Origin of the sequence: Mesorhizobium sp. UC74_2, assembly GCF_042701485.1 — a bacterium.
GTDB lineage: Bacteria > Pseudomonadota > Alphaproteobacteria > Rhizobiales > Rhizobiaceae > Mesorhizobium.
In genome coordinates, this window is sequence record NZ_CP170562.1 from 1,034,122 (window position 1) to 1,055,342 (window position 21,221).

The 21,221-nt window shown below is 62.2% G+C and carries 16 protein-coding genes and 2 pseudogenes; 8 read left to right on the forward strand and 10 right to left on the reverse strand.

The features are described from left to right. The first annotated feature begins 54 nt into the window (after nt 1–54). The 4 genes from ACFJIU_RS04915 (at nt 55) to ACFJIU_RS04930 (ending at nt 4,838) form a co-directional block, all read left to right on the forward strand. Entirely contained in the window at nt 55–1,083 is a 1,029-nt protein-coding gene (locus ACFJIU_RS04915) for an amino acid ABC transporter substrate-binding protein (RefSeq protein WP_379068150.1), read from the forward strand. Nucleotides 1,084–1,160: 77 nt separating this feature from the next. Then, entirely contained in the window at nt 1,161–2,324 is a 1,164-nt protein-coding gene (locus ACFJIU_RS04920) for an amino acid ABC transporter permease (protein WP_379068153.1), read from the forward strand. Further along, nucleotides 2,321–3,403, forward strand: a complete 1,083-nt coding sequence (locus ACFJIU_RS04925; protein ID WP_379068156.1) for an amino acid ABC transporter permease — start codon at nt 2,321–2,323, stop codon at nt 3,401–3,403. The genes ACFJIU_RS04920 and ACFJIU_RS04925 overlap by 4 nt, the downstream gene beginning before the upstream one ends. Further along, nucleotides 3,396–4,838, forward strand: coding sequence for an amidohydrolase family protein (locus ACFJIU_RS04930; protein WP_379068159.1), 1,443 nt, complete (start codon nt 3,396–3,398; stop codon nt 4,836–4,838). Before ACFJIU_RS04925 ends, ACFJIU_RS04930 begins: the two co-directional genes overlap by 8 nt. Nucleotides 4,839–5,094: 256 nt before the next feature. Here the strand turns inward: ACFJIU_RS04930 and ACFJIU_RS04935 are convergent, their stop codons facing one another. Further along, entirely contained in the window at nt 5,095–6,660 is a 1,566-nt protein-coding gene (locus ACFJIU_RS04935; protein WP_379068162.1) for an ABC transporter substrate-binding protein, read from the reverse strand. A gap of 133 nt (nt 6,661–6,793) precedes the next feature. Here ACFJIU_RS04935 and ACFJIU_RS04940 point away from each other — a divergent pair, with 133 nt between their 5' ends. Beyond that, a complete protein-coding gene (locus ACFJIU_RS04940; RefSeq protein ID WP_379068164.1) occupies nt 6,794–8,266 on the forward strand; it encodes an amidohydrolase family protein in 1,473 nt (490 codons plus the stop codon). Between the two features lie 145 nt (nt 8,267–8,411). Here the strand turns inward: ACFJIU_RS04940 and ACFJIU_RS04945 are convergent, their stop codons facing one another. Both ACFJIU_RS04945 and ACFJIU_RS04950 read right to left on the reverse strand, forming a co-directional pair. Then, nucleotides 8,412–9,158: an aspartate/glutamate racemase family protein gene (locus ACFJIU_RS04945; RefSeq protein WP_379068167.1), complete on the reverse strand. Its 747-nt coding sequence runs from the start codon at nt 9,156–9,158 to the stop codon at nt 8,412–8,414. A gap of 1 nt (nt 9,159) precedes the next feature. Then, nucleotides 9,160–9,798 carry a flavin reductase family protein gene (locus ACFJIU_RS04950; protein WP_379068169.1) on the reverse strand — a complete coding sequence of 213 codons (639 nt, stop codon included), beginning with the start codon at nt 9,796–9,798 and terminating at the stop codon, nt 9,160–9,162. A gap of 136 nt (nt 9,799–9,934) precedes the next feature. Here ACFJIU_RS04950 and ACFJIU_RS04955 point away from each other — a divergent pair, with 136 nt between their 5' ends. Next, on the forward strand, nt 9,935–10,612 hold the full coding sequence (locus tag ACFJIU_RS04955) for a GntR family transcriptional regulator (RefSeq protein WP_379068172.1): 678 nt from the start codon (nt 9,935–9,937) through the stop codon (nt 10,610–10,612). 10 nt (nt 10,613–10,622) lie between these two features. Here the strand turns inward: ACFJIU_RS04955 and ACFJIU_RS04960 are convergent. From ACFJIU_RS04960 to ACFJIU_RS04990, 7 genes and pseudogenes are all read right to left on the reverse strand, one after another. Beyond that, a pseudogene (locus ACFJIU_RS04960) lies at nt 10,623–11,596 on the reverse strand (ABC transporter ATP-binding protein). Further along, the gene (locus ACFJIU_RS04965) at nt 11,593–12,576 is read right to left on the reverse strand and encodes an ABC transporter ATP-binding protein (RefSeq protein WP_379068174.1); all 984 of its coding nucleotides are present in this window, start codon (nt 12,574–12,576) and stop codon (nt 11,593–11,595) included. The pseudogene ACFJIU_RS04960 and the gene ACFJIU_RS04965 overlap by 4 nt, the downstream one beginning before the upstream one ends. Then, the gene (locus tag ACFJIU_RS04970; RefSeq protein WP_379068177.1) at nt 12,569–14,065 is read right to left on the reverse strand and encodes an amidohydrolase family protein; all 1,497 of its coding nucleotides are present in this window, start codon (nt 14,063–14,065) and stop codon (nt 12,569–12,571) included. The genes ACFJIU_RS04965 and ACFJIU_RS04970 overlap by 8 nt, the downstream gene beginning before the upstream one ends. After that, nucleotides 14,062–15,255: an amidohydrolase family protein gene (locus tag ACFJIU_RS04975; protein WP_379068180.1), complete on the reverse strand. Its 1,194-nt coding sequence runs from the start codon at nt 15,253–15,255 to the stop codon at nt 14,062–14,064. The genes ACFJIU_RS04970 and ACFJIU_RS04975 overlap by 4 nt, the downstream gene beginning before the upstream one ends. Nucleotides 15,256–15,259: 4 nt before the next feature. Continuing rightward, a complete protein-coding gene (locus ACFJIU_RS04980; RefSeq protein WP_379068183.1) occupies nt 15,260–16,210 on the reverse strand; it encodes an ABC transporter permease in 951 nt (316 codons plus the stop codon). A 12-nt stretch (nt 16,211–16,222) separates the two neighbouring features. Further along, nucleotides 16,223–17,192, reverse strand: a pseudogene (locus ACFJIU_RS04985) (ABC transporter permease). A 398-nt stretch (nt 17,193–17,590) separates the two neighbouring features. Continuing rightward, complete coding sequence (locus ACFJIU_RS04990; protein ID WP_379068186.1) at nt 17,591–18,418, reverse strand: AraC family transcriptional regulator; 828 nt, start codon at nt 18,416–18,418, stop codon at nt 17,591–17,593. A 111-nt stretch (nt 18,419–18,529) separates the two neighbouring features. On the opposite strand from ACFJIU_RS04990, the gene ACFJIU_RS04995 reads away from it, so the two are divergent. Both ACFJIU_RS04995 and ACFJIU_RS05000 read left to right on the forward strand, forming a co-directional pair. Further along, entirely contained in the window at nt 18,530–19,705 is a 1,176-nt protein-coding gene (locus ACFJIU_RS04995) for an amidohydrolase (RefSeq protein ID WP_379068188.1), read from the forward strand. A gap of 219 nt (nt 19,706–19,924) precedes the next feature. Then, complete coding sequence (locus ACFJIU_RS05000) at nt 19,925–21,181, forward strand: ABC transporter substrate-binding protein (protein WP_379072964.1); 1,257 nt, start codon at nt 19,925–19,927, stop codon at nt 21,179–21,181. The last annotated feature ends 40 nt before the right edge of the window (nt 21,182–21,221 follow it).

Consider the following 21,221-nt stretch of genomic DNA (forward strand, 5'->3'; position numbering starts at 1 on the left):
GTTGAAAAAGGTGACGGTCGACGGAGATTCCGTCAGACCGCTTGGGAGGACAAAATGGCACTATTTCGGACGGCACGCCGCGTCGCGGCTGCCGCGCTGCTTTTGGGCACTTCCGTTGTCGCAGCACAGGCTGCGTCAACGCTGGAGACGGTGAAAGCACGCGGCAAACTCATCTGCGGCGTTTCGATGGGTACGACCGGCTTTGCGTTGGCCGATGCGCAGGGCAAGTTTGCGGGTTTTGACGTCGACGTGTGTCGCGCCGTGGCGAGCGCCGTGTTCGGAGATCCGAACAAGGTCGACTTCGTGATGACCAACATCAACACGCGTTTCCAGGTGCTGCAGTCGGGTGAGATCGACATTCTGTCGCGCCAGACGACGATGACCTACTCACGCGAAGCCTCGCTCGGCATCGATTTCGGCCCCACGGTGTTCTATGACGGCCAGGGCTTGATGGTGGCAAAGAGCCTCGGCATCAACAGCGCCAAGGAACTCGACGGCGCGGCGATCTGTACCTTGCCGGGCACCACAACGGCGCAGAACCTGGCCGACTTCTTCCGTACGACCGGCAAGAAGTTCGAACTGGTGGTGTTCGAGAACCCGGACGAAAACAACAACGCCTTCTTCTCCGGCCGTTGCGATGCCGTCTCTTCGGACCGGTCCGATCTCGCTTCCATCCGTGCCGGTTCGAAGAGCCCGGGCGATTACGTGATCCTGCCGGAGACGATCTCGAAGGAGCCGCTGGCACCGGCCGTGCGCCAGAATGATTCAAACTGGCGCGATATCGTCTCCTGGTCGATCTGGATGATGATGGCCGCCGAGGAAAAGGGCATCACGCAGGCCAATGTCGACGAACAGGCAAAAAGTGCGGATCCGGAAATCCAGCGCATGCTGGGCGGAACAGACGACCTTGGCCCGATGCTCGGCCTCGACAAGAAGTGGGGCTACAATGTCATCAAGCAGGTCGGCAACTATGCCGAAGTCTTCGACCGCAACCTTGGCGAGAAGACCGCGCTCGGCCTGAGCCGCGGCCCGAACATGTTGTGGAACCAGGGCGGCCTGCTCTATCCGCCGCCCTTCCGGTAAGCCGATCACCTGACATGGCGCATGTCCATCGACATGCGCCATACTTCTCAACCAGACCTTCCGAAGGGGAACACGGCGTGTCGCCCATTGTTCTGCTGCGAAACCGGCGCGTCCGTGAGCTCGCTTATCAGGTCATCTGCGTGGCGGCGGTCATTGCCGTCGGCTGGTACCTGCTCAGCAATGCGCTCGCCAATCTCGCCAAGCAGGACATAGCGACCGGTTTCGGCTATCTCAGCCGCGAGGCCGGCTTCGTCATCAGCGAAACACCGATCACCTACGAACCATCGGACAGCTATGCGCGAGCGCTGCTCGTCGGTCTGCTCAACACAGTCAAGGTCGCGCTGCTCGCCATCGTCTTCAGCACCATTATCGGTACGCTGGTCGGCATCGCGCGGCTGTCCAGCAACCCGCTTCTGTCGCGGCTGATGCTGTTTTACGTCGAAGCGCTGCGCAACGTGCCGCTGCTGCTTTATCTTTTCCTCTGGTACTCGGTCATCATCTTCACGCTGCCGCCAGTCAGGCAAGCCATCACGCTGCTGCCCGGCGTCTATGTCTCGAACAGCGGCCTGGTCGTGCCGGCCATTATCTGGAATTCCGGTTTCTGGGTCGCCGCGGCCGCGTTCGCCATCGGCATTGCCGCTGCCATCGTCTGGTTCAAGGTCGTGCGCCACAGGCGCATCACGACGGGCAGGGCGCTTCCTGGCTGGCCGGTGGCCGTCGCGCTGCTGGTGCTGCCGGTTGTTGCTGCCGCACTGCTTTTCGACATCAGCGGCGAGGTCGACTGGCCAGTGCTGGGCAAATTTCGCCTGACCGGCGGGGCACATCTGAAGCCTGAGTTCGTCGCGTTGCTTGTCGGCCTCGCGCTCAGTGCCTCCGCCAGCGTCGCCGAGATCGTGCGCAGCGGCATCCTGGCGATCCGCAAGGGGCAGCGCGAGGCGGCCAAGTCGCTCGGTCTCTCGGACGGCCAGGCGATGCGGCTCGTTATCCTGCCGCAAGCACTCAGGGTCATCGTGCCGCCGCTGACCAACATCTACGTGACGACCTTCAAGAACAGTTCGCTGGCGATCGCGATCGGCTATCCCGACCTTGTGATGGTCTCCAACACCATCATGAACCAGACCGGACAGGCGATCGAGCCGATTGCCCTGTTCATGCTGACTTATCTGATCCTCTCGCTCATCACCTCGGTCGTCATGAACTGGTACAACGGACATGTCGCGCTCAAGGAGCGTCAGTCATGAGCGAGCAATCCATGACCGCAAGCGATCTGCCCGCTCCGCACCGCCGAAGCGGCAGGCTGCAGCCCTATTTCGGCACGCCCGGCAATTCGGCGGTGACACTGATCTGTCTGGCCGTCTTCGCCTTGGCCGCCAAGGCTGCGATCACCTGGCTGCTGGTCAATGCGGTGTTCATCGGCACGCCGGAGGACTGCAAGGTCGCCGCCGGGGCCTGCTGGCCGTATCTCGCCGACAAGCTGCGCTACATGCTTTTCGGGATCTATCCGTTCGACGAGCAGTGGCGGCCGCTGGCCGCGACGCTGCTGTTCATCGCAGCCATGGCCATTTCCGGCATCCCACGCCTGTGGGGCCGCGCCTTGATCGTCGGCTGGATCGTGCTTTTGCCGCTGCTGTTCGTGCTGATGGCGGGTGGTGCATTCGGGCTGACGTCCGTGCCGACGTCGCAATGGGGCGGACTGCCGCTCTCCTTCATGCTGACATTCATCGGGCTCGTGCTGGCACTGCCGCTCGGTATCCTGCTCGCGCTGGCGCGGCTGTCCAATCTGCCGGCCATCCGTATTCTGGCGATAACCTTCATTGAACTGGTGCGCGGCGTGCCGCTGATCAGCATCCTGTTCATGGCGTCGGTGATGTTGCCTCTGTTCATGCCGGAAGGCGTGACAATCGACAAACTGCTGCGGGCCCAGGTCGCGATCATCCTGTTTGCCGCCGCCTATATCGCCGAGATCGTGCGCGCCGGGCTTCAGGCGCTGCCGCGTGGCCAGACCGAAGCCGCCCAGGCGCTCGGGCTGCATTATTGGCAATACACCTTCCTGGTGATCATTCCCCAGGCGCTGAAGACCGTCATCCCTCCGCTGGTTTCGCTGTTCATCGGCTTCTTCCAGGACACGACGCTTGTCACCATCGTCGGCCTGCTGGATTTCCTGAACACTGTCCGCACCGCGCTGCGCGATCCCAACTGGCAAGGCATTGCGGTCCTGGAAGGTTATCTCTTCGCGGCCGTCGTCTACTTCGTCTTCAGTGCCCTGATGGGCGCTTACAGCCGCTTTCTCGAAAAACGCTTCAGGGTAGGTCATGACTGAGATCACGGTCATCCGCGACGTCGACACCATCATTGCCTATGACCCGGCCAATGATCGGCAGGTCTATCGTCACGGTGGCGACGTCGCATTCGACAAAACCGGTCTGCTCTGCGTCGGCGAGCGGTTCGAGGGGCAGGCGACCACCGAATTATCCGGCAAGGCGCGCATGGTCATGCCGGGACTGATCGATATCCATTGCCATTCGCATGACGAACCCATGGTGAAGAGCATCTTCGAGGATGTCGGCACCGCCGCCCTGTGGGGGCAGGCCATGTACGAATATTCCTCGGTGATCGACGGCGGGGCGGATGCCCGTGCGGCCTGCCTGACCATCATGCTCGGCGATCTGATGCGTTCCGGCGCGACCACGGTGCTCGATATTGCCGGCATCCATGATGCCTGGCTCGATATCGCGGCGCAAAGCGGCGTGCGTGGCTATCTTGCGCCCGGCTTTCGCCAGGCCGACTGGGTGGTCCACGACAGCCATCGCCTTGACTTCGAATGGGATGACCAGGCTGGCCGTGATGCATTTGCGCAGGCGCTGGACTTCGTCGACCAGGCCAGAGCCCATCCCAGCGGCCGGCTGGATGGCGTCGTCTCGCCGTCGCAGGTCGAGACCTGCCGGCCGGATCTGCTGGTCGATGCCGCCGATGGGGCGCGCAAGCGCGGCGTGCGGCTCACTGTCCATGCCGCGCAGACCATGGCCGAGCACGAGGAACTGCTGCGCCGCACCGGCCTGACCGCCGTGCAATATCTCGACCAGCTCGGTGTGCTTGGGCCGGACGTCATCATCGGACACTGCATCTTCACCGACCATCATTCCTGGACGCGGCAGCGCACGCGTGCCGATCTGGTGACCTTGGCGGAGCGCAGCACCAGTGTGGCGCATTGCCCGGTCACCTTCGCGCGCAGCGGCATGGCGCTGGAGACGCTGGGCTCCTACCGCCGCGCCGGCGTCAACGTCGCCATCGGCACCGACAGCTATCCATTCAACATGCTGGAGGAGATGCGGCAGGCGCTGATCTGTTCGCGGCTCGGCGGCGGGACCGTCTTCGATCTCTCGACTGGCGATGTTTTCGAGGCCGCGACGCTGGCCGGTGCTCGCGCGCTGGGCCGCACTGACATTGGCAGGTTGAGCGTCGGTGCCAAGGCGGACCTGGTCGTGATCGATCTCGATGCGCCGACTATGCGTCCGGTCTACGACCCGCTGCGCAGCCTGCTCCACTGTGCAGCCGAACGCGCCGTGCGGCGTGTCTATGTCGACGGGCAGTTGACAGTCGATGAGGGCCGGTTGACCGGGATCGACTATGAGGGTGCATTGCGCGAAATGCAGGCGCTGCAGGATTGGGCTTGTTCGCGGGCAGGCCTTTTCGATCCGCGCGGCCGCGTTATAGGCGAACTGGCACCCAAGTCCCTGCCGGTGATCCAGGGCTGACCCGGCTCTCCTTCAAGATCCGACCGGGCTCAAAGAGCGATGCGCGGATTGATCAGTCGTGTCCGCTACCGAGCGCGACCTACGGATGCCAAAAGAAAATGGCGCTTCACCAGCATTTTGTAGCCAAGTGGAATCACTTGGCGTTACAAAAATGCGACGAAAAAACTTAGAGCGTTTCCGCGTTTCCGTGAAAAACGGAAACGCTCTAGGGGTGAAGCGCCAAGAGTTTGAAGCTAGGGTCTCTTGATGGACCGGATCACTTGCCCATCTGCGTCAGCCAGTGGCGAGGTTTGTTGTCGGCCCGGAAGTCGACACTCTTGACCTTGGCCTGCATGGCCCAGGCGATGGGCTGCTGGTGAAGGGGGATCAGGATCGTGTCGTCCTTGGCTATCTTGAGCGCGGCCTCCTCGAGTTGCAGCCGCTTGGCATTGTCCGGTTCCTGGACCGCCTGCTCGACCAGCTTGTCGAGTTCGGGATAAGACCAGCCGCCATAGTTGGAGACGCCGACCTTGCCGGTCTTGGTCTCGAGAACCTGGGCGAGCAGGGAATAGGCATCGAGGGTTGGCTCGTTTGCCCAGCTCAGATTGAATACGTCGGCCTTGCCGTTCGAACGCTTCGGCGACTGCACGGCGCGCGGCGCGATGTCGATTGTCGGATCAAAGCCGGCGCGCTTCAGCATGTTGGTGATGCCGGCGCAGAAATCCTCTTCGTTGATGCTCTCGTCGTTCGTGCACATGTAGGTGAATTTCAGGCCTTCCTTGCCGGCTTCCGCGAGAAGCTTCTTGGCAAGCGCCGGATCGGCTGGGCTGTACGTATCGAGCGACTTGGCGTAGCCGGCGATTTCGGGAGCGATCAAAGAGCCCGAAGGGCGCGCCAGCCCTCGCATCACCTTCTTGTTGATCAGGTCGCGGTCGATGGCTGCTTCAAAAGCCTGTCGCACGCGCAGATCGTTGAAGGGGTTCTCGCGACCGTCTTCCAGCTTTTCCTTGCGGTTGAAGCCGATGAAGACGGTGCGCAATTCGGTGCGTTTGTTCACGGTGATGCCGGGCGAGGATTCGAGGCGAGGCAGATCCTGGATCGGCGCGGAGTCGACCAGATCGACCTCGCCGGAGAGCAGGGCGGCTACGCGCGTGGCCGGCGAAGCGATCGGCAGGAACTCGATGCGGTCGATGTTGTGCTTCTTCTGATCCCACCACTTGTCGTTGACCACGAGGATGGTCTTGCTGTCCGGCGTGCGGCTCTCCAGCTTGAACGGGCCGGTGCCGTTGGTGTTGTGGGTAGCATAACCCTCGCTCTTGGTCGCGACGTCGGTCGGCTTTTCGGTATTGTTGTCCTTCAGCCATTTCGCGCTGAACATGAAGATGTTGGTCATGTCGTTGAGGAACAGCGATGTCGGCGCCGAAACCTCGACATCGACGGTGTAGTCGTCAACCTTGGTGCTGTTCACATAGAGCGGGATGTTGCCGCGCAGGGGAGATGTCGGGTCGCTGACGCGCTTGAGCGAAGCGATGACATCGTCGGCAGTGAAGTCGGTGCCGTCGTGGAACTTCACGCCCTTGCGCAGGGTGAAGCGCCACGTCTTGTTGTCGATCAGCTTCCATTCCGTAGCGAGCGCCGGCTCGATCTTGAAGTTGGTGTCGTAGCGGACCAGCCCTTCGTAGATGTGGTTGAGGAAGGCCAGATTGGCGGTCGAGGGCACCGAGTCCGGATCCAGCGAATAGATGTCGGCGCGGCTGCCCCAGCGCAGCGTTTCCGCATTGGCTGATGCCGTCAGGGCCACCACGGCCACTGCGCCGACCAACAAGCTTTTCAAGCAGGACATGTTCACCTCCCAGGTTCCTCACTCGGTTTTCACAATCATCATGATCAACAAAATTGTCAACAATATTGTTGACGTAAATTGCATGAATGGGTAGCAAAATACCTAAGGTCGGGAGCGCCTTGGAGGAGAAAACGTGAACGGACTGCTGTTGCTTCACGGAACCATTGTCACCGTCGATGCCGACCGGCGTGTGATCGAAAATGGTGCCGTTGCTATCCTGGGCGACAGGATTGTCGACATCGGGACCGCGGAGGATCTCGAACCTCGGCATCTGGACAAGAAGATCGTCGATTGCCGCGGCAAGCTCATCATTCCAGGCATCATTGATGCGCACGGCCATGCCGGTCATGCGTTGATCCGTTCGATAGCCGCCGACACCTATTCGCTGTGGATGCGGATCGTCACGCCGACCTACTACCATCATGCAACCCGCGACTATTGGTACGCGGACGGGCTGGTGGGCGGACTGGAGCGCTTGCGGGCCGGCGTTACCACCGGGGTCAGCATCATTTCGTCGATGCCGCGCAGTGACGATCCGGTCTTCGCCACCAACCACGCCAGGGCCTATTCAGAGATCGGCTTGCGGGAGGTGGTCTGCGTCGGCCCGGCAGGGCTGCCCTGGCCGCACGCGGTCACTCGGTGGGAGAGCGGCGCGCCTCAGGGGCGGCAGGTTTCCTTCGAGGAGATGATCGAGGGAACCGAAGCGACAATCGAGGCGCTCAACGGCAGTGCCGACGGGCGCATCGATGTGTTTGTGACGCCGTTCACGATCGTCCCGTCTCTCGACCCATCGAATCCGACGACGCCGGATCTTGCGGTCAGGCTGACGGAAGATGATCGCATGCAGGCGCGAAGGGTGCGTGAAACCGCACGCAAATGGGGCGTTCGCATTCATTCCGACGCCTTTGCCGGTCAGATCCGCATGGCCTTCCAGGACAAGGAAAACGCGCTGCTCGGTCCGGATGTGCACCTTCAGCACTGCTGGGGCATTTCGCACGAAGAGGTTGATATCCTGGCTGCAACCGGAACACATGTGACGCATGCGCCGCCCGGCCGCGCCGTGCCGCTGCTGGACATGATGTCGAAAGGCGTGCCGGTGGCGATCACTTCGGATGGCGTTTCGCCCAGCCGACATTTCGACATGTTCCAGATCGCGCGTCTCGCGCAATTCACGCAGCATCTGCTCAACAACAACGACCGCTACCTGCTGCCACCGGGCAAGGTGCTCGAAATGATCACGATCGACGCCGCCAGGGCACTCGGCAAGGCGCACGAGATCGGTTCGCTGGAAGTCGGCAAGAAGGCGGACGTCGCCATCATCAACATGCGCCAGCCGCATCTCGCGCCGAACTGGATGGTGGTGCACCGGCTCATTCATCAGGTTGTCGGCAGCGATGTCGATACGGTGATCGTCGATGGCAAGGTCCTGATGAGGGAGGGACGTGTGTTGACAGTGGATGTCGATCAAGCCCTCGATTTCGGCGAACGCGAAGCGCAGGCGATGGTGGATCGCGCCGGCCTCAAGGCGCATATGCATGATCCGGGCTGGGGGCAGATCAGCCGGACGTTCCGCGAACCGATCGTGCTGCCCGATCCTGGCGCCTGACGGCGCCATTCGCTTTTGCCGGACACGCGCTCATTCATCGATGGAGGCCGCCAGCTGGCCTCCCGATCAATCCGGAAACTTCAGAGGCTGAATCGTGAAGGCGCCATAACGCTTTGTGTTTGCATGATTTCAGCTGGTAGGTGCCTTAGACGCTTGCCCTTATCGGCGCGTTTTCCATGCGTTCCGCGAATTGCCCTTTTGGACGCGGGTAGTTGTAGGTGCTGACCTTGGAGGTCGCATAACCCGCGCCGACGAGGGCTTCGGCGATCTTCAACGCGGCAGTAACGCCGTCGATCACCGGCACGCCGGTTGCGGCCGACAGCCGGTCGCACAGGCTCGACATGCCTGCGCAGCCCAGGATGATCGCCTCCGCGCGATCCTCTATCTTGGCCCGCTCAATCGTCTCCAGCAGCAGCCGTTCAGCGGTTTCGGGATCTTCCTCCAGTCCCAGCACGGGCAGGTCGATGGAATGCACTGCGCGGCAATGATGACCGGCGCCATAAGCCTGCACGATGTCCTCGATGATCGGGACCGAGCGGGGCAGGGTAGTGACGACGGAAAAGCGCCGGCTGATCGTCATGGCCACCTGCACGGCCGCCTGGCAGATGCCGATCACCGGTCCCCTCGCGATTTCACGGGCAGCGTGCAGACCAGGGTCGTCGAAGCAGGCAATCACATAGGCGTCGACGCCTTGTGTCTCGCCCTTGCGGATTTCCTGCAGCATGGCCGGCACGGACAGGGCTTCGTCGGCGGAGCCTTCGATGCTCACCGGTGTTCCGACCGGGTTGACTGCGGTCACGCGCGTGCCCGCGCTAGCGACTTTCAGCGCGCTGTCCAGTGCTTGCGCGGTCATGGAAGCCGTCGAATTGGGATTGATCAGGTGAATATGCACTTTACTGGCCCACGCGTTTGGCTGTGTTGAGGACTTCAGAGATCGGAGGCGCCTTGAGCACGAACTGGCGGTCGGAAGTGATGTAGTTGTCGGCGTGCAACCGGGCTATCGGCTGATAGGTCTCGGGATTCACGTAGCGGCCGGCTTCGTCGAGGCAATCGCGCTGTACATGCATGTGCACGACCTGCCCCAGAACCAGCACACGGCGTGGATATTCGATCAGCCGTTCCACCCGGCATTCGAAGGCACAGGGCGAACTGGCGGCGAAGTCGACATCAATCTGCCGGCAAGGGGCCGTGGGAAGTCCGGATATCTCCAGTTCATCGACATCTGTCTCGAATGCCAGTCCGCACACGAGCATCTGTTGCGACAACGCCATATCGACCATGTTGATCGCAAACTCGCCGGTGCGACGGATATTGGCGACAGTGTCCTTGTCTTCGCCGGACAGACGCGGCTGTATGCCCAGCACGACAATGGGTGGCTCGTGCGAGAAGACGTTGAAGAAACTCATCGGCGCGGCATTGCTGCGCCCGGTTGCAGAGCGCGTGGTCACCAGCGCGATCGGGCGCGGGCCGACAAAATTGGTCAGCAGGCGATAACGCCCCTCCGCCTCCATCTCTGTGAAGTTGAATTCCATTCGAGTCTCCCGTCCATGCAGAATATTGTAGACAATTTTTGAATGTATTATCTACAAAAAAAGCTCATGGACCAATGCAAATATTGACTTTTTGTCAGCCTTGGCGGATGTCGGTTAGACAGCGGGAAAGAGAGTCATGACCGAGCAGGCAGGCATTTCGATACAGCAGATCGTCGAAAAGGTGTGGCTCTCGATCGCTGAGCGCCGGTTGCGCCCAGGCGTGCAGCTCAAGGAAGGCCAGATGGCCGCGATCTTCGATGTCAGCCGCGCGCGTATCCGCCAGGCGCTGGCCGCGCTTGAGCGCGAGGGCCTTGTGACCATCATCCCCAATCGCGGTGCTTTCGTGTGCCAGCCGACGGTGGACGAGGCGAGAGACGTCTTCACCATTCGCCGCTCCGTGGAAAGTCGCGTCGTTGCCCGCATCGGCGCCTCTGTGACGAAGGCCGATCTGGCGCGGCTGCGCGCCCATGTCACCCAGGAGCGGACCGCCAACGCCAACGACGCGACCACCGATATCATCAAGCTGTCCGGCGGTTTCCATCTTCTGCTTGCCGAGATCTCCGGCTCCGACTTCCTCTTCGGCATGATGCGCGACCTGATCTCGCGCACCTCGCTGATCACGGCCGTGTATCGGAACACAGCCCGCTTCAACTGCGGGCCGGACGAGCACGCCGAGATCGTCGATGCGATCGCCGCGGGCGACCTCAAGAAGGCTTCTGGGCTGATGGAACATCATCTGGAGCATGTGGAGTCCGAATTGGACCTGAGGGAAGTGCGCGACATGTCTCATGATCTGCGTGCCGCGCTGGCCTAAACCCGCAACTCTACGCATCCTCCGCAAGATGGCAGGCTACCCGCGTGCCGTTTGAGAACGTACGCACCTCAGGCAATTCCAACGAGCAATGCGCCGTCGCGATCGGACATCTTGGATGGAAGGGGCAGCCTGACGGCGGCTTGAGCGGGCTTGGAACCTCGCCTCCGGCGACGACACGGTCCCGATGCGGCTTTTCGATGTTCGGGATCGTCTGCAGCAGCAATTGCGTGTAGGGGTGTCGTGGCCTGGCGAACAGCGCTTCCGTCTCGCCTTCTTCGACGATGCGGCCGAGATACATCACCGCGATGCGGTCCGACATGTGCCGTACAACACTCATGTCATGGCTGATGAACAGATAGGTCAGGCCGAACTGATCCTGCAGGCGCCGCATCAGGTTGAGCACCTGCGCCTGAACGGAAACGTCGAGCGCCGAGGTCGGCTCGTCGCAGACGCGAATTCGGGCTCGCTGGCGAGTGCCCGCGCGATCGAGATGCGTTGGCGCTGGCCCCCCGAGAACTCGTGTGGGAACTTGTCGCCATCGGAAGCTGAAAGGCCGACCGTCTTCAGCAGTTCAACCACGCGGTCGTCGATTTCGGCTTTGGTCTCGCGCAGTTTCAGTTCGCGGATAGGCTCGGCGATGATGTTCCTCACGCGCCAGCGCGGGTTCAGCGAGGCATAGGGATCCTGGAAGATCATCTGAGCAGACAGCGGCTTGCCGTCCTGGCCCGGTGCGAAACGCATTTCGCCACCGTTCGGCTTGTATAGACCCGTCACCAGCCGCGCGACGGTGGACTTGCCGCAACCGCTTTCGCCGACAAGGCTCAGGCATCCCCCAAGGGGAACGTCGAAGCTGATGTCGCTGACGGCCTGCAGGAACTGCTGCGGCTTGCGTTCGACGACACGGTTGAGCCAGGGCGCGGAGACATCGAATGTCTTGACCAGCCGGCTGACGCAGAGGGCCGTCTTCTGAGTCATCGCGGTCATGCGGTTCCTCCCGCGTTCAGCCAGCATGCGCTGGAGCCGGCACCAGCTGGCGCCAGACCTGGCCGCTCCCGCGTGCAGCGCGGGCCAGCCTCCTTGCAGCGCGGGTTGAAAGCACAACCCGGCGGGATGGCGTCGAGGCGTGGCATCGAGCCGTCGATCTGGTTGAGCCGTTCGACGCGGGCACCGAGCGCAGGGATCGAGGCCATCAGTCCGCGCGTGTAGGGGTGTTTTGGAGCGCGCAGCACCTGCTCGACCGGGCCGACCTCGATGAGGCGGCCGGCATAGAGGACAGCGACGCGGTCCGCGGTTTCGGCAATGACCCCCATGTCGTGGGTCACCAGCATCACCGCCGTGCCTTTCTCCTTGCAGAGCTTGCGCAGGAGCGAAGTGATCTGTGCCTGGATCGACACATCGAGCGCCGTGGTTGGCTCATCGGCGATGATCAGCTTCGGCGAAGCAGCAAGCGCCAGCGCAATCACGACGCGCTGGCGCATGCCACCGGAGAACTGATGCGGGTATTGGTTGACGCGTTCTTCGGGTGAGGGGATGCCGACATCTTTCAGCAGCGAAATCGCTCGCGCCTTGGCCTCGGCCTTGCCCATGCCGAGATGCTGCCGGATCGTTTCGGTCAATTGTGCGCCGACCGTGAACAGCGGGTTGAGCGAGGTCAGCGGGTCCTGGAAGATGGCGCCGATCTCGCGGCCACGGATCTTCTCCATCTCGCGATCGCCGAGATTGTCGATGCGTCGATCTTTCAGCCAGATTTCGCCTTCGGCGATGTGTCCCGGACGTTCGAGCAGCCCCTGGATGGCAAGACCGGTCATCGACTTGCCGGCACCGGATTCTCCGACCACGCCGAGGATCTCGCCGGGGCGGATTGAAAGGCTCACATCCGAGAGAGCCGTGGCGATGCCGCGGCGGCCGGGGAATTCAACCTTGAGGCCACGAACCTCGAGCACGGCTTGCTGGGTTTCAGCCATTGGCGTCTACCTCGATGGGATAGCTTGGCGGGAAGATATCCGAAACCGGCGGGTGGCCCCAGCTGCGGTCCGGATATTTGGCGATCAGGCCGTCATATTGCTGCTGAGCACGCTCGCGCGCCGCCTTCATGTCAATGCCGGCCACCTCACCGAAACGCATGGACAGCCGCCCGTCGACGAACACGGCCTGCGTGACCTTGCCCGAACCGCCTGTGACCAGCGTGGTGATCGGGTCCACGGACGGCGCCATGACAGCATCGTCGAGGCCGAAAACGGCGATGTCGGCGCGCGCGCCGGCCATCAGCCGGCCGAGATCGTCGCGGCCGAGCGCCTTCGCGCCTCCCAGCGTCGCCGCATCGAACAGGTCGGCGGAGCGCACGCGGTCCGAAGCCTTGTCGGCGATGCGGCAAGTGATCAGGCTGATCAGCAGGTTCATCAGCATGTCGGCCGGGGTAGTGTCGGTTCCCATCGCAATGTTGATGCTGCGCTCACGGCATTTGGAGAACGAGTTCAGGATGCTGCCGCTGCGCGCCGACACCAGCGAGCAATGCACGATCGAGACGCCATGGTCGGCGTAGAGGTCGAGATCCTCGTCGGTGGCGTTGGTGGCATGCGGTGCGATCAGCCGGTCGTTGAGCAGCCCGGCGCGCGCCAGCCAGACAGGAGCGGTCGTGCCATGCAATTTGCGAACGGTATCGACCTCCATCGAGCCCTGCGCCATGTGCAGGCGGATCTTGCAGCCGAGCTCGGCTGCCGCCGCCTGGGTCTGGCGCAGCAGCTCCTCGGTGCAGGTTTCGACGCGGTCAGGCGCCAGCAGGCCGCGCACAAGGTCGCCGTGGCGGCCGTTCTGCCTGCCGATATAATCGACCGCATCGCGCAGCCCGGCCAGGCCGCATTGTTCGTCGAACACCGGCACCATCTTGCCGGGGCCTTCCAGCACCATGCCGCCGGCGCGGTAGGCGGGGCTGAGATAGACCCTGAGGCCAAGGTCTCCGGCGGCATCGGCAGCCGCATCAAACTCGGCGACTGTTTCGCCCCATTCACGGTAAAACAGCGAGGCGATGGGCGCTGCCGTCGTGATGCCGTTGAGCAGCAATTGCCCGAAGGCAAAGCGCTTCTGAAACGCCAGTTCCTCCTGGCTGTACATCTCATAAGGGCCTGCCTCGACGTAAGAGCGCGGCCACACACGGCCCTTGGCCCAGCCCGGCTGGTTGTCGATGCCGAGGATTGTGGTGTCGAGATCGGAGAGCGCATCAAGGTCGACGAAACCCGGGCTGACCAGCGCATTGCCGAAATCGATGCGTCTTGCGGCCTCACCCGGGAAGGTCGTACCGACGAAAACGACTTCTCCGCCGTCGATGACGACTTCGCCATTCGGGATCAGCCGGTGTCCGCCGTCGCGATTGCCAAGCACCCAGGCCGCGGTGATCAGCGTGCGACCCTCGGGGCGCTTGCCGAGTTCGAGTGAACCCAGGATCTGTCGTGTCATGGCATGTCCACCGTCGGCTGGCCGTTGCGCGCGGTGACGCGTCCGCCCTTGACGACAAGGGGGCGTGGCGCGACGTCGACCACCGCATGAGCGAGCGTCTCGCCGGTCAGGAGCGTCAGGTCTGCATTGCAGCCCTCTGCCAGGCCGTAGCCTTCGATGCGCATGACGTCAGCTCCGCCTTGTGAGACGATGTGCAGGACGTGTGCCAGGTCGTTGTCGGAGCGCAGGCCGTTCTTCATGCCGACCACCTTGGCGCGATCGAGCATGTCGGGCTGGCCCCAGGGGCCCCAAGTGTCGCGGATGCCGTCACAGCCGGCGCCGACCCGGATACCGGCTTCCTTCAGCCGCATGATCGACGGCACCGTAGCCGAGGGTGCGCCGGTGGTCAGGATGGCGACGTCGAGTTCGGCGATCTGTTCGATGAGCTGGCCGACGCGCAGATAGTCGTTCATGCCCAGCGCGAAGGCGTGGCTGATCGCCACCTTGCCCTGCATGCCATTGACGCGGATGCGCTCGAACATCAGCTCCATGGTGAAGGCGCCGAGATCACCCGTCTCATGCAAATGGATGTCGATCGGTTTCTGGTGCTTCACCGCAAGCGCGAAGATCGCATCGAGCTGGCCCTTGGGATCGCGGTCGATGCCGCATGGGTCGATGCCGCCAAGAACTTCGCAGCCTTGCGCCAGTGCTTCGTCGAGCAGTTCCACAGTGCCGGGCATCACCATGACGCCCGATTGCGGGAAAGCGACGATTTCGATGTCGATGATGTCTTTCAGCTTCTCGCGGGTTTCCATGATGCCGTCGACGATCGAAAGCCTGTGCGTCGGATCGATGTCGACATGGCTGCGGATATGGGTCGCGCCATGCGCGGCGAGGCCAATGGCATGACGCATCGACTGGCGGTGCGGGTCGATGCCGATGGCGAGGCGGTTTTCGCGTTCGAAGTCGATGCGCTCGCGCAGCACCGCGCGCCGGTTGTTTTCGTGCCAGGGCATGCCCCAGGTGGTCTTGTCGAGGTGGGTGTGCGCGTCGATCAAGCCCGAAATGGCGATGGCGCCACCGCCGTCCTCGACAGGCATGCCGGCTTCCGGCTCGAAATGACCGATCCCGGCAATGCGCCCGTCGCGGATCAGCAGATCGCTGACGGCGCCTCCATAAGGCCGGACGTTGCGGAGCAGCAGATTGGTCATGCACTTACCTCAGTTTCGGATTGAGCACGTCGCGCAGCCAGTCTCCCAGCACATTGACGACGACGACGAGCAGGCAGAGCTGGATCACCGGAAACAGGACGATCCACCACGAGCCGGAGAACAGGAACTGGTTGCCGATGCGGATCAGCGTGCCGAGCGACGGCTGGCCGGGCGGCATGCCGATGCCGAGGAAGGAGAGTGTCGCTTCCGTCAGGATCGCCATGCCGAAATTCAGCGTGGCGGCGACCAGCACCGGGGTCAGCGTGTTGGGCAGGATGTGGTGCGCCAGGATCCGGCGGGCCGGCACTTTCAGCAGCCGGGCCGCCTGCACATATTCCTTGCTGCGTTCGACGATGGTCTGCGCACGCACCGTGCGTGCATATTGCACCCAGGAGGAAAGTGCGATCGCCAGTACCAGCACTGCGGATGCTCCGATCTCACGCAGATCCGAGGGCAGCAGCTGGCGCACCACAGTCGAGACGAGGATGGCAATCAGGATCGTCGGGATCGACAGGGTGATGTCGCCGATGCGCATCAGAATGTTCTCGATGAAGCCGCCGAAGAAACCGGCAACCAAGCCGGCGGTCATGCCGATCAGCAACGACAGCGCGACGGAAGCAAGGCCGATGACCATCGAGATGCGCGTGCCGTAGAGGATGGCCGACAGCATGTCGCGACCCTGCGTGTCAGTGCCCAGTAGGTAAGGCCATTCGCCGCCTTCCTGCCATACCGGGGGCAGCTCGGCCTTCCACATGTCGAGCTGTGCGGCGTCGTAAGGGTTCTGCGGCGCGAACAAGGGCGCGAACACCGCCGTCGCGATCAGGATGGCGAAGATCGCAGCAGCCAGCATGGCGGCTTTCGAATGCGTGAACGACCACCAGATATCGCTGTCGCGCCAGCGCTGCAGCGCGGATTGAGGTTTTGCCGGAGCTGCCTTCGAAGTGTCGAGCGTCATCGAACGGCCTCCTTAGTGCGAGGCGCGCAGGCGCGGATCGATCACGGCATAGGTGATGTCGACCAGCGTGTTCAGCGCGACGAAAATGAAGGAGATGATGCACAGATACGCTGCCATCACCGGGATATCGAGGAAGGTGACTGCCTGGATGAACAGCATGCCCATACCTGGCCACTGGAAGACGGTTTCGGTGATCAGCGCGAAGGCGATCAGCGAGCCGACATTCATGGCGGTCATCGTCACCACGGGCATCAGGCAGTTGCGCAGGGCATGTCGGAAGTAGATGCGCCAGCGCGGAATGCCGCGGGCCCGGGCGAATTTCACATAGTCGGAGCGCAGCACTTCCAGCATTTCGGCGCGTACCAGTCGCATGATCAAAGTGATCTGGTAGAGCGACAGCGCAATGGCTGGCAGGATGAGCGCCGCGCGTCCGGACGGCGTCAGCAGGCCGGTCGACCACCAGCCGATCTGCACGACCTCGCCGCGTCCGAAAGACGGCGACCAGCCAAGAATGACCGAAAAGACGCAGGATGAGCAGGATGCCGACCACGAAGCTCGGCAGCGAAACGCCGATGATCGACAGGAATTGCAGGGATTCCGTATACCATCGCCCTCGCTTGATGGCGGTGAGAACGCCGAGGGGCAGCCCGACGATCAGTGAAATCAGCGTCGCCACCAGCACGAGTTCGAGCGTTGCCGGGAAACGCTCGCCGATCAGCGTCAGCACATCCTGGCCGTTGCGGTAGGAAACGCCGAAGTCGCCGCGCGCGGCATTGGCGACGAAGCGCACGAATTGCGTCAAGGTGCCGTCGTTCAGGCCGAGCCGTTCGCGCAGCGCATCGCGATCTTCCTGGGTCATCTGCTCGCCGGCCATCATCTCGACCGGATCGCCGGCGAGGCGGAAGATCAGGAAAGCGAGCATGGCGACGGCCAGCATGACCATGATGGCGTTGGCGAGACGGCTTATGGTGAAGACCAGCATGGGGAACCTCGTCGGGCCGACCTTTGCGGGAAATACGGAATGCGCTTCAGAGGCTCAGCAGCCTCCGGCGTCGACGTTCAACGATTGTTGCCCGATTGTCCGGCGCGTGCTGGTCGATCATGAAACATCCTCCCGATGTCACAGCGACGATCTTTGATGCCGTCGTTCGCAATATGGCATCGGATATTCAGCATGCTGGCATTATTGTCAACTATTTTGTCGACAATTTTGATGTCATTGGGCGACAGTGCACGGAGATGCCTGGTTGTGCCGGCCTCCAGGGATGCCAAGCGGTACGTTATCGTTCGGTGAGAAACCGCATTGGTTGGGGCATCACACGCCATCCAGATGCCCTGTATCGGCGATATCCGGCTCCAGCCGAAGGTGGTCGCGGCGGCTCAACCCGCTTCGCGAAATGCTCCAGGCGATACGCCGCGCATGGATTTGAACTGCCGGGTGAGGTGGCTCTGGTCTGCAAAGCCGGTGTCGAAGGCGATTTCAGCCAGGGGTTTGCTGGTTCGCATCAGTGCAGAAGCGGCGCGAATGCGGCAGTCGCGCAGATATTGGCCGGGCGTCATGCCGGCAACGCGTTTGAAGTCACGGATCACCTGGAAGCGGGTTACGCCCGCCACCTCGGCGAGGTCGCCCAGCTCGAAGGCGCCGGTGAGATCAGCTTCGACGAGATCACGGTAGCGCCGAAATCGCCTTGCTGCCGCGCTGTCGTTGGCTGGAAGGTCGCGGCCGCCACGGTCCGCGAAGCACCTGGTCAGTTCGCGCAATGCCGTCAGCATCGCTGTTTCCGCTTCCATAGATTTGCCGGCGACGGCAAGGCGGTGGGCCTGCACAAAATCGCCGGCGAGGTCCGGGGCCTCGAGAATACCCTGGCTGAACATCGGCAAATGGCCAAGCTCGAGATCTTCCGCGACCTCGCGCATCAGCTCGGCACGCGGGTAGCAGGTGCGATAGGCCCAGCCGGCCTCGCAGCCCTTCTCGCCATCATGCGGGTCCTCGGGATTGACGACGATGATCGAGCCGGCAGGAGCCAGATAGGCCTGGCGGTTGATGCGCAGCTTTTCGGCGCCGGCAACCACGACGCCGAATACGTAGCTGTCATGCGTGTGCAGCGCATAGGCGTGGTTGCGGTAACGGGCGGTCAGCAATTCGAGATCGCCAAGCCCCGCATGCCGCGTCAACCGCGCTTCCTCGCATTCATTGGCATCGTTCATCAGTGGCAGCCTTCCGGAAACCGGCCCGGCGGTCAATCCCGTTCAAGACGGAGCCGCTGCCCGCATTTAGGGTCACCGACATCACGAGAAAAGCGAGCTGCGAGACAATCCATGCCCACCAACGACAGAGTTGCCGAAATCGCGCCAGAGGTCATCGCCTGGCGCAAGCACATCCATGCCAATCCCGAGCTCGGCTTTGCCGAGCATGAAACCGCCGCTTTCATCGCCGCAAAACTCGCGGCATTCGGCCTTGCCGTGCATACCGACGTCAGCCAGACCGCCGTCGTTGCAACCTTGACCAAGGGAAGCGGCAAACGGGCGATTGCGCTGCGCGCCGAGCTCGATGCGCTGCCGATCGAAGAGATGGCAGATGTCGACTATGTGTCGAAGAACAAAGGCGTCATGCATGCCTGCGGCCATGACGGCCACGCCGCAATCCTTCTGGGTGCCGCCAAACTGCTCTCCGAGACCGGAGGTTTCGACGGCACGGTCGTCTTCATCTTCCAGCCGGCTGAAGAGGTAGTCGGCGGCGGCAAGAAGATGATCGAGGATGGGTTGCTGAAGCGCTTCCCGGTCGAGAAAGTGTTTGCCATTCACAACTGGCCGGGTTTCCCGAAGGGGCAGATCGGTGTTTTGAGCGGCCCGCAGATGGCTGCTGTCGACGATTTCGAGATCCGCTTCCACGGCAGCGGCTGTCATGCGGCGATGCCGCATCTCGGTGACGATCCGGTGTTGGCTGCGGCCAGCTTTGTCACCGCGGTGCAGCGCGTGGTCAGCCGCAGCATTGATCCGCTTGTCGCAGCCGTACTCTCGGTCACGCAGATCCATGGTGGACGGTTCAACAATTTCGTGCCGACGGAAGCCAGGGTCGAGGGTACCTGTCGGTTTTATGATCCGGCCCTGTCGGACCATTGCGCTCAAGAGATCGAGCGGGTCGCGCAAGCGGTCGCGGCCATGCATGGTGTGACGGCCGAACTCGACTACAAGCGCGGCTATCCGCCGGTGGTCAATCCCACAGCCGGCGCCGCGCTAGCGGCTCTTGCCGGGCAGGATACGGTTGGCGCCGAGCACGTCAGCACCGATTTCCAGCCGAGCATGGGCTGCGAGGACTTTGCTTTCCTGCTGCGCGACGTTGGCGACGGTGCCTATGCCTGGATCGGCGCAGGCGATGTCGGCCCCGGCGAGGGGCTGCACGGGGATCGTTTCGTCTTCGATGACGATGTCGTGCCGATCGCCATGCGCTACTTCCTGAATATCGTCCACCGCGCCTTGCCGCACGCTGGCTGAAGTTTCCTGGGCCGTTTGGTTGTGGCTTGCGAGTTCGGACTGGAGGTCACCGAGAAGCTTTTCGTATCTCTTGATCAAAAGATCTAATGATGTAATCTATCCATCGTAGTGCCAAGCGATCGTCAACAAATCGATCCGACATAGGCCAGCCTGGGAGAGCTGTTCCTGTCCAGAGATCGAGGTGATTTGCCGGGGCATCCATGGGGAGGGAATATCGTGATCAAGAAACTGCTTCTGGCGGGGACGACTGTCGTCATGCTTGCCGCACCTGCGCTTGCCGAGACGACGCTACGGTTTGTCCAGACCAATACGAGCGATGAGTCTCTGGCCGTCCTCAACGGGGTGATCAAGACGTTCGAAGCGGAAAACCCCGGCGTGAAGGTCGAGCTCATCTCGATCCCGTGGGACAATTCCTTCGAGAAATTCGCCACGATGATTGCCGCGGGCGACATTCCAGACGTGGCGGAAATGCCCGACAACTGGGTAGCTCTCTATGCCAATTCCGGGCATCTTGAGAGCCTCGAACCTTATCTCGAGACATGGGAGCACAAGGCCGACCTGAATCCGCGTGCGCTGGAACTCGCACGCAAGGTCAAGGACACGGCCTATGTGCTTCCTTACGGTCTTTTCGTGAAGTCGCTCTACTACAACAAGAAGCTGTTTGCTGAGGCTGGCGTTGCCGGGCCGCCGAAGACCATCGACGAGTTCATGGATGCCGCCAAGAAGGTATCCGCGCTTCCCGGCAAGTATGGCTACTGCCTTCGCGGCGGCTCAGGCACCTTCAATGCCCGGGCCATGATGGGTGCAGCCACCAATGGCGATAACGCGTTCTTCGACAAGGACGGCAAGTCGACGCTCGATCAACCCGGCTGGGTCGCCGGCTTCCAGAACCAGATCGACATCTACAAGAATGGCTGGGCGCCGAAGGACAGCGTCAATTGGGGTTACAAGGAGACCGTCGCCGGCTTCTACACCGGAACCTGCGCCATGCTCGACCAGGATGCCGACGTGCTGGCGCCGACGTCAGAGCACATGGCGCAGGACGATTTCGGTGTCGTGCCGATGCCGAAGGGCAAGGGCGGCAAGGCATTCCCGGTGCTGAGCTACGGTTCCTGGGGGATCATGTCGGCGAGCCAGCACAAGGATCTGGCCTGGAAGTTCCTGACCATGCTCGATGGTCCGAAATCCGATCCGCAGTGGACGAAAGCGGTGGGCGCACTGCCCATCTTCAAGAGCGCGGAGAAAGATCCGACCTATGCGGATCCAAAGTACCGGGCCTGGTTCGACTCCCTTGATGACAAGGATATCGTCCCCACCGTCACTCCCGGCTATTTGCCGGAATACAGCCTTTTCGCGGGCTCGACGGCGGTGAAGCTCGCTCAGCAGGCGCTGCTTGGCCAGATCTCGGCCGAGGACCTCGGCAAGCAATTTGCAGGCATCCTCACCAAAGCCCAGCAGAAATTCCTGGCGAAGTAATTGGCTTTACCTCGACGGCAACGAAGCCGGACGCATCGTT

Bases quoted from the DNA above. Each gene is read 5' to 3' on its own strand.
- ACFJIU_RS04990 (WP_379068186.1), bottom strand. From the start codon at position 18,418: ATGAACGATGCCAATGAATGCGAGGAAGCGCGGTTGACGCGGCATGCG.
- ACFJIU_RS04930 (WP_379068159.1), top strand. From the start codon at position 3,396: ATGACTGAGATCACGGTCATCCGCGACGTCGACACCATCATTGCCTAT.
- ACFJIU_RS04950 (WP_379068169.1), bottom strand. From the start codon at position 9,798: ATGGAATTCAACTTCACAGAGATGGAGGCGGAGGGGCGTTATCGCCTG.
- ACFJIU_RS04935 (WP_379068162.1), bottom strand. From the start codon at position 6,660: ATGTCCTGCTTGAAAAGCTTGTTGGTCGGCGCAGTGGCCGTGGTGGCC.
- ACFJIU_RS04915 (WP_379068150.1), top strand. From the start codon at position 55: ATGGCACTATTTCGGACGGCACGCCGCGTCGCGGCTGCCGCGCTGCTT.
- ACFJIU_RS04980 (WP_379068183.1), bottom strand. From the start codon at position 16,210: ATGACGCTCGACACTTCGAAGGCAGCTCCGGCAAAACCTCAATCCGCG.
- ACFJIU_RS04975 (WP_379068180.1), bottom strand. From the start codon at position 15,255: ATGACCAATCTGCTGCTCCGCAACGTCCGGCCTTATGGAGGCGCCGTC.
- ACFJIU_RS04965 (WP_379068174.1), bottom strand. From the start codon at position 12,576: ATGGCTGAAACCCAGCAAGCCGTGCTCGAGGTTCGTGGCCTCAAGGTT.
- ACFJIU_RS04955 (WP_379068172.1), top strand. From the start codon at position 9,935: ATGACCGAGCAGGCAGGCATTTCGATACAGCAGATCGTCGAAAAGGTG.
- ACFJIU_RS04995 (WP_379068188.1), top strand. From the start codon at position 18,530: ATGCCCACCAACGACAGAGTTGCCGAAATCGCGCCAGAGGTCATCGCC.
- ACFJIU_RS04925 (WP_379068156.1), top strand. From the start codon at position 2,321: ATGAGCGAGCAATCCATGACCGCAAGCGATCTGCCCGCTCCGCACCGC.
- ACFJIU_RS04970 (WP_379068177.1), bottom strand. From the start codon at position 14,065: ATGACACGACAGATCCTGGGTTCACTCGAACTCGGCAAGCGCCCCGAG.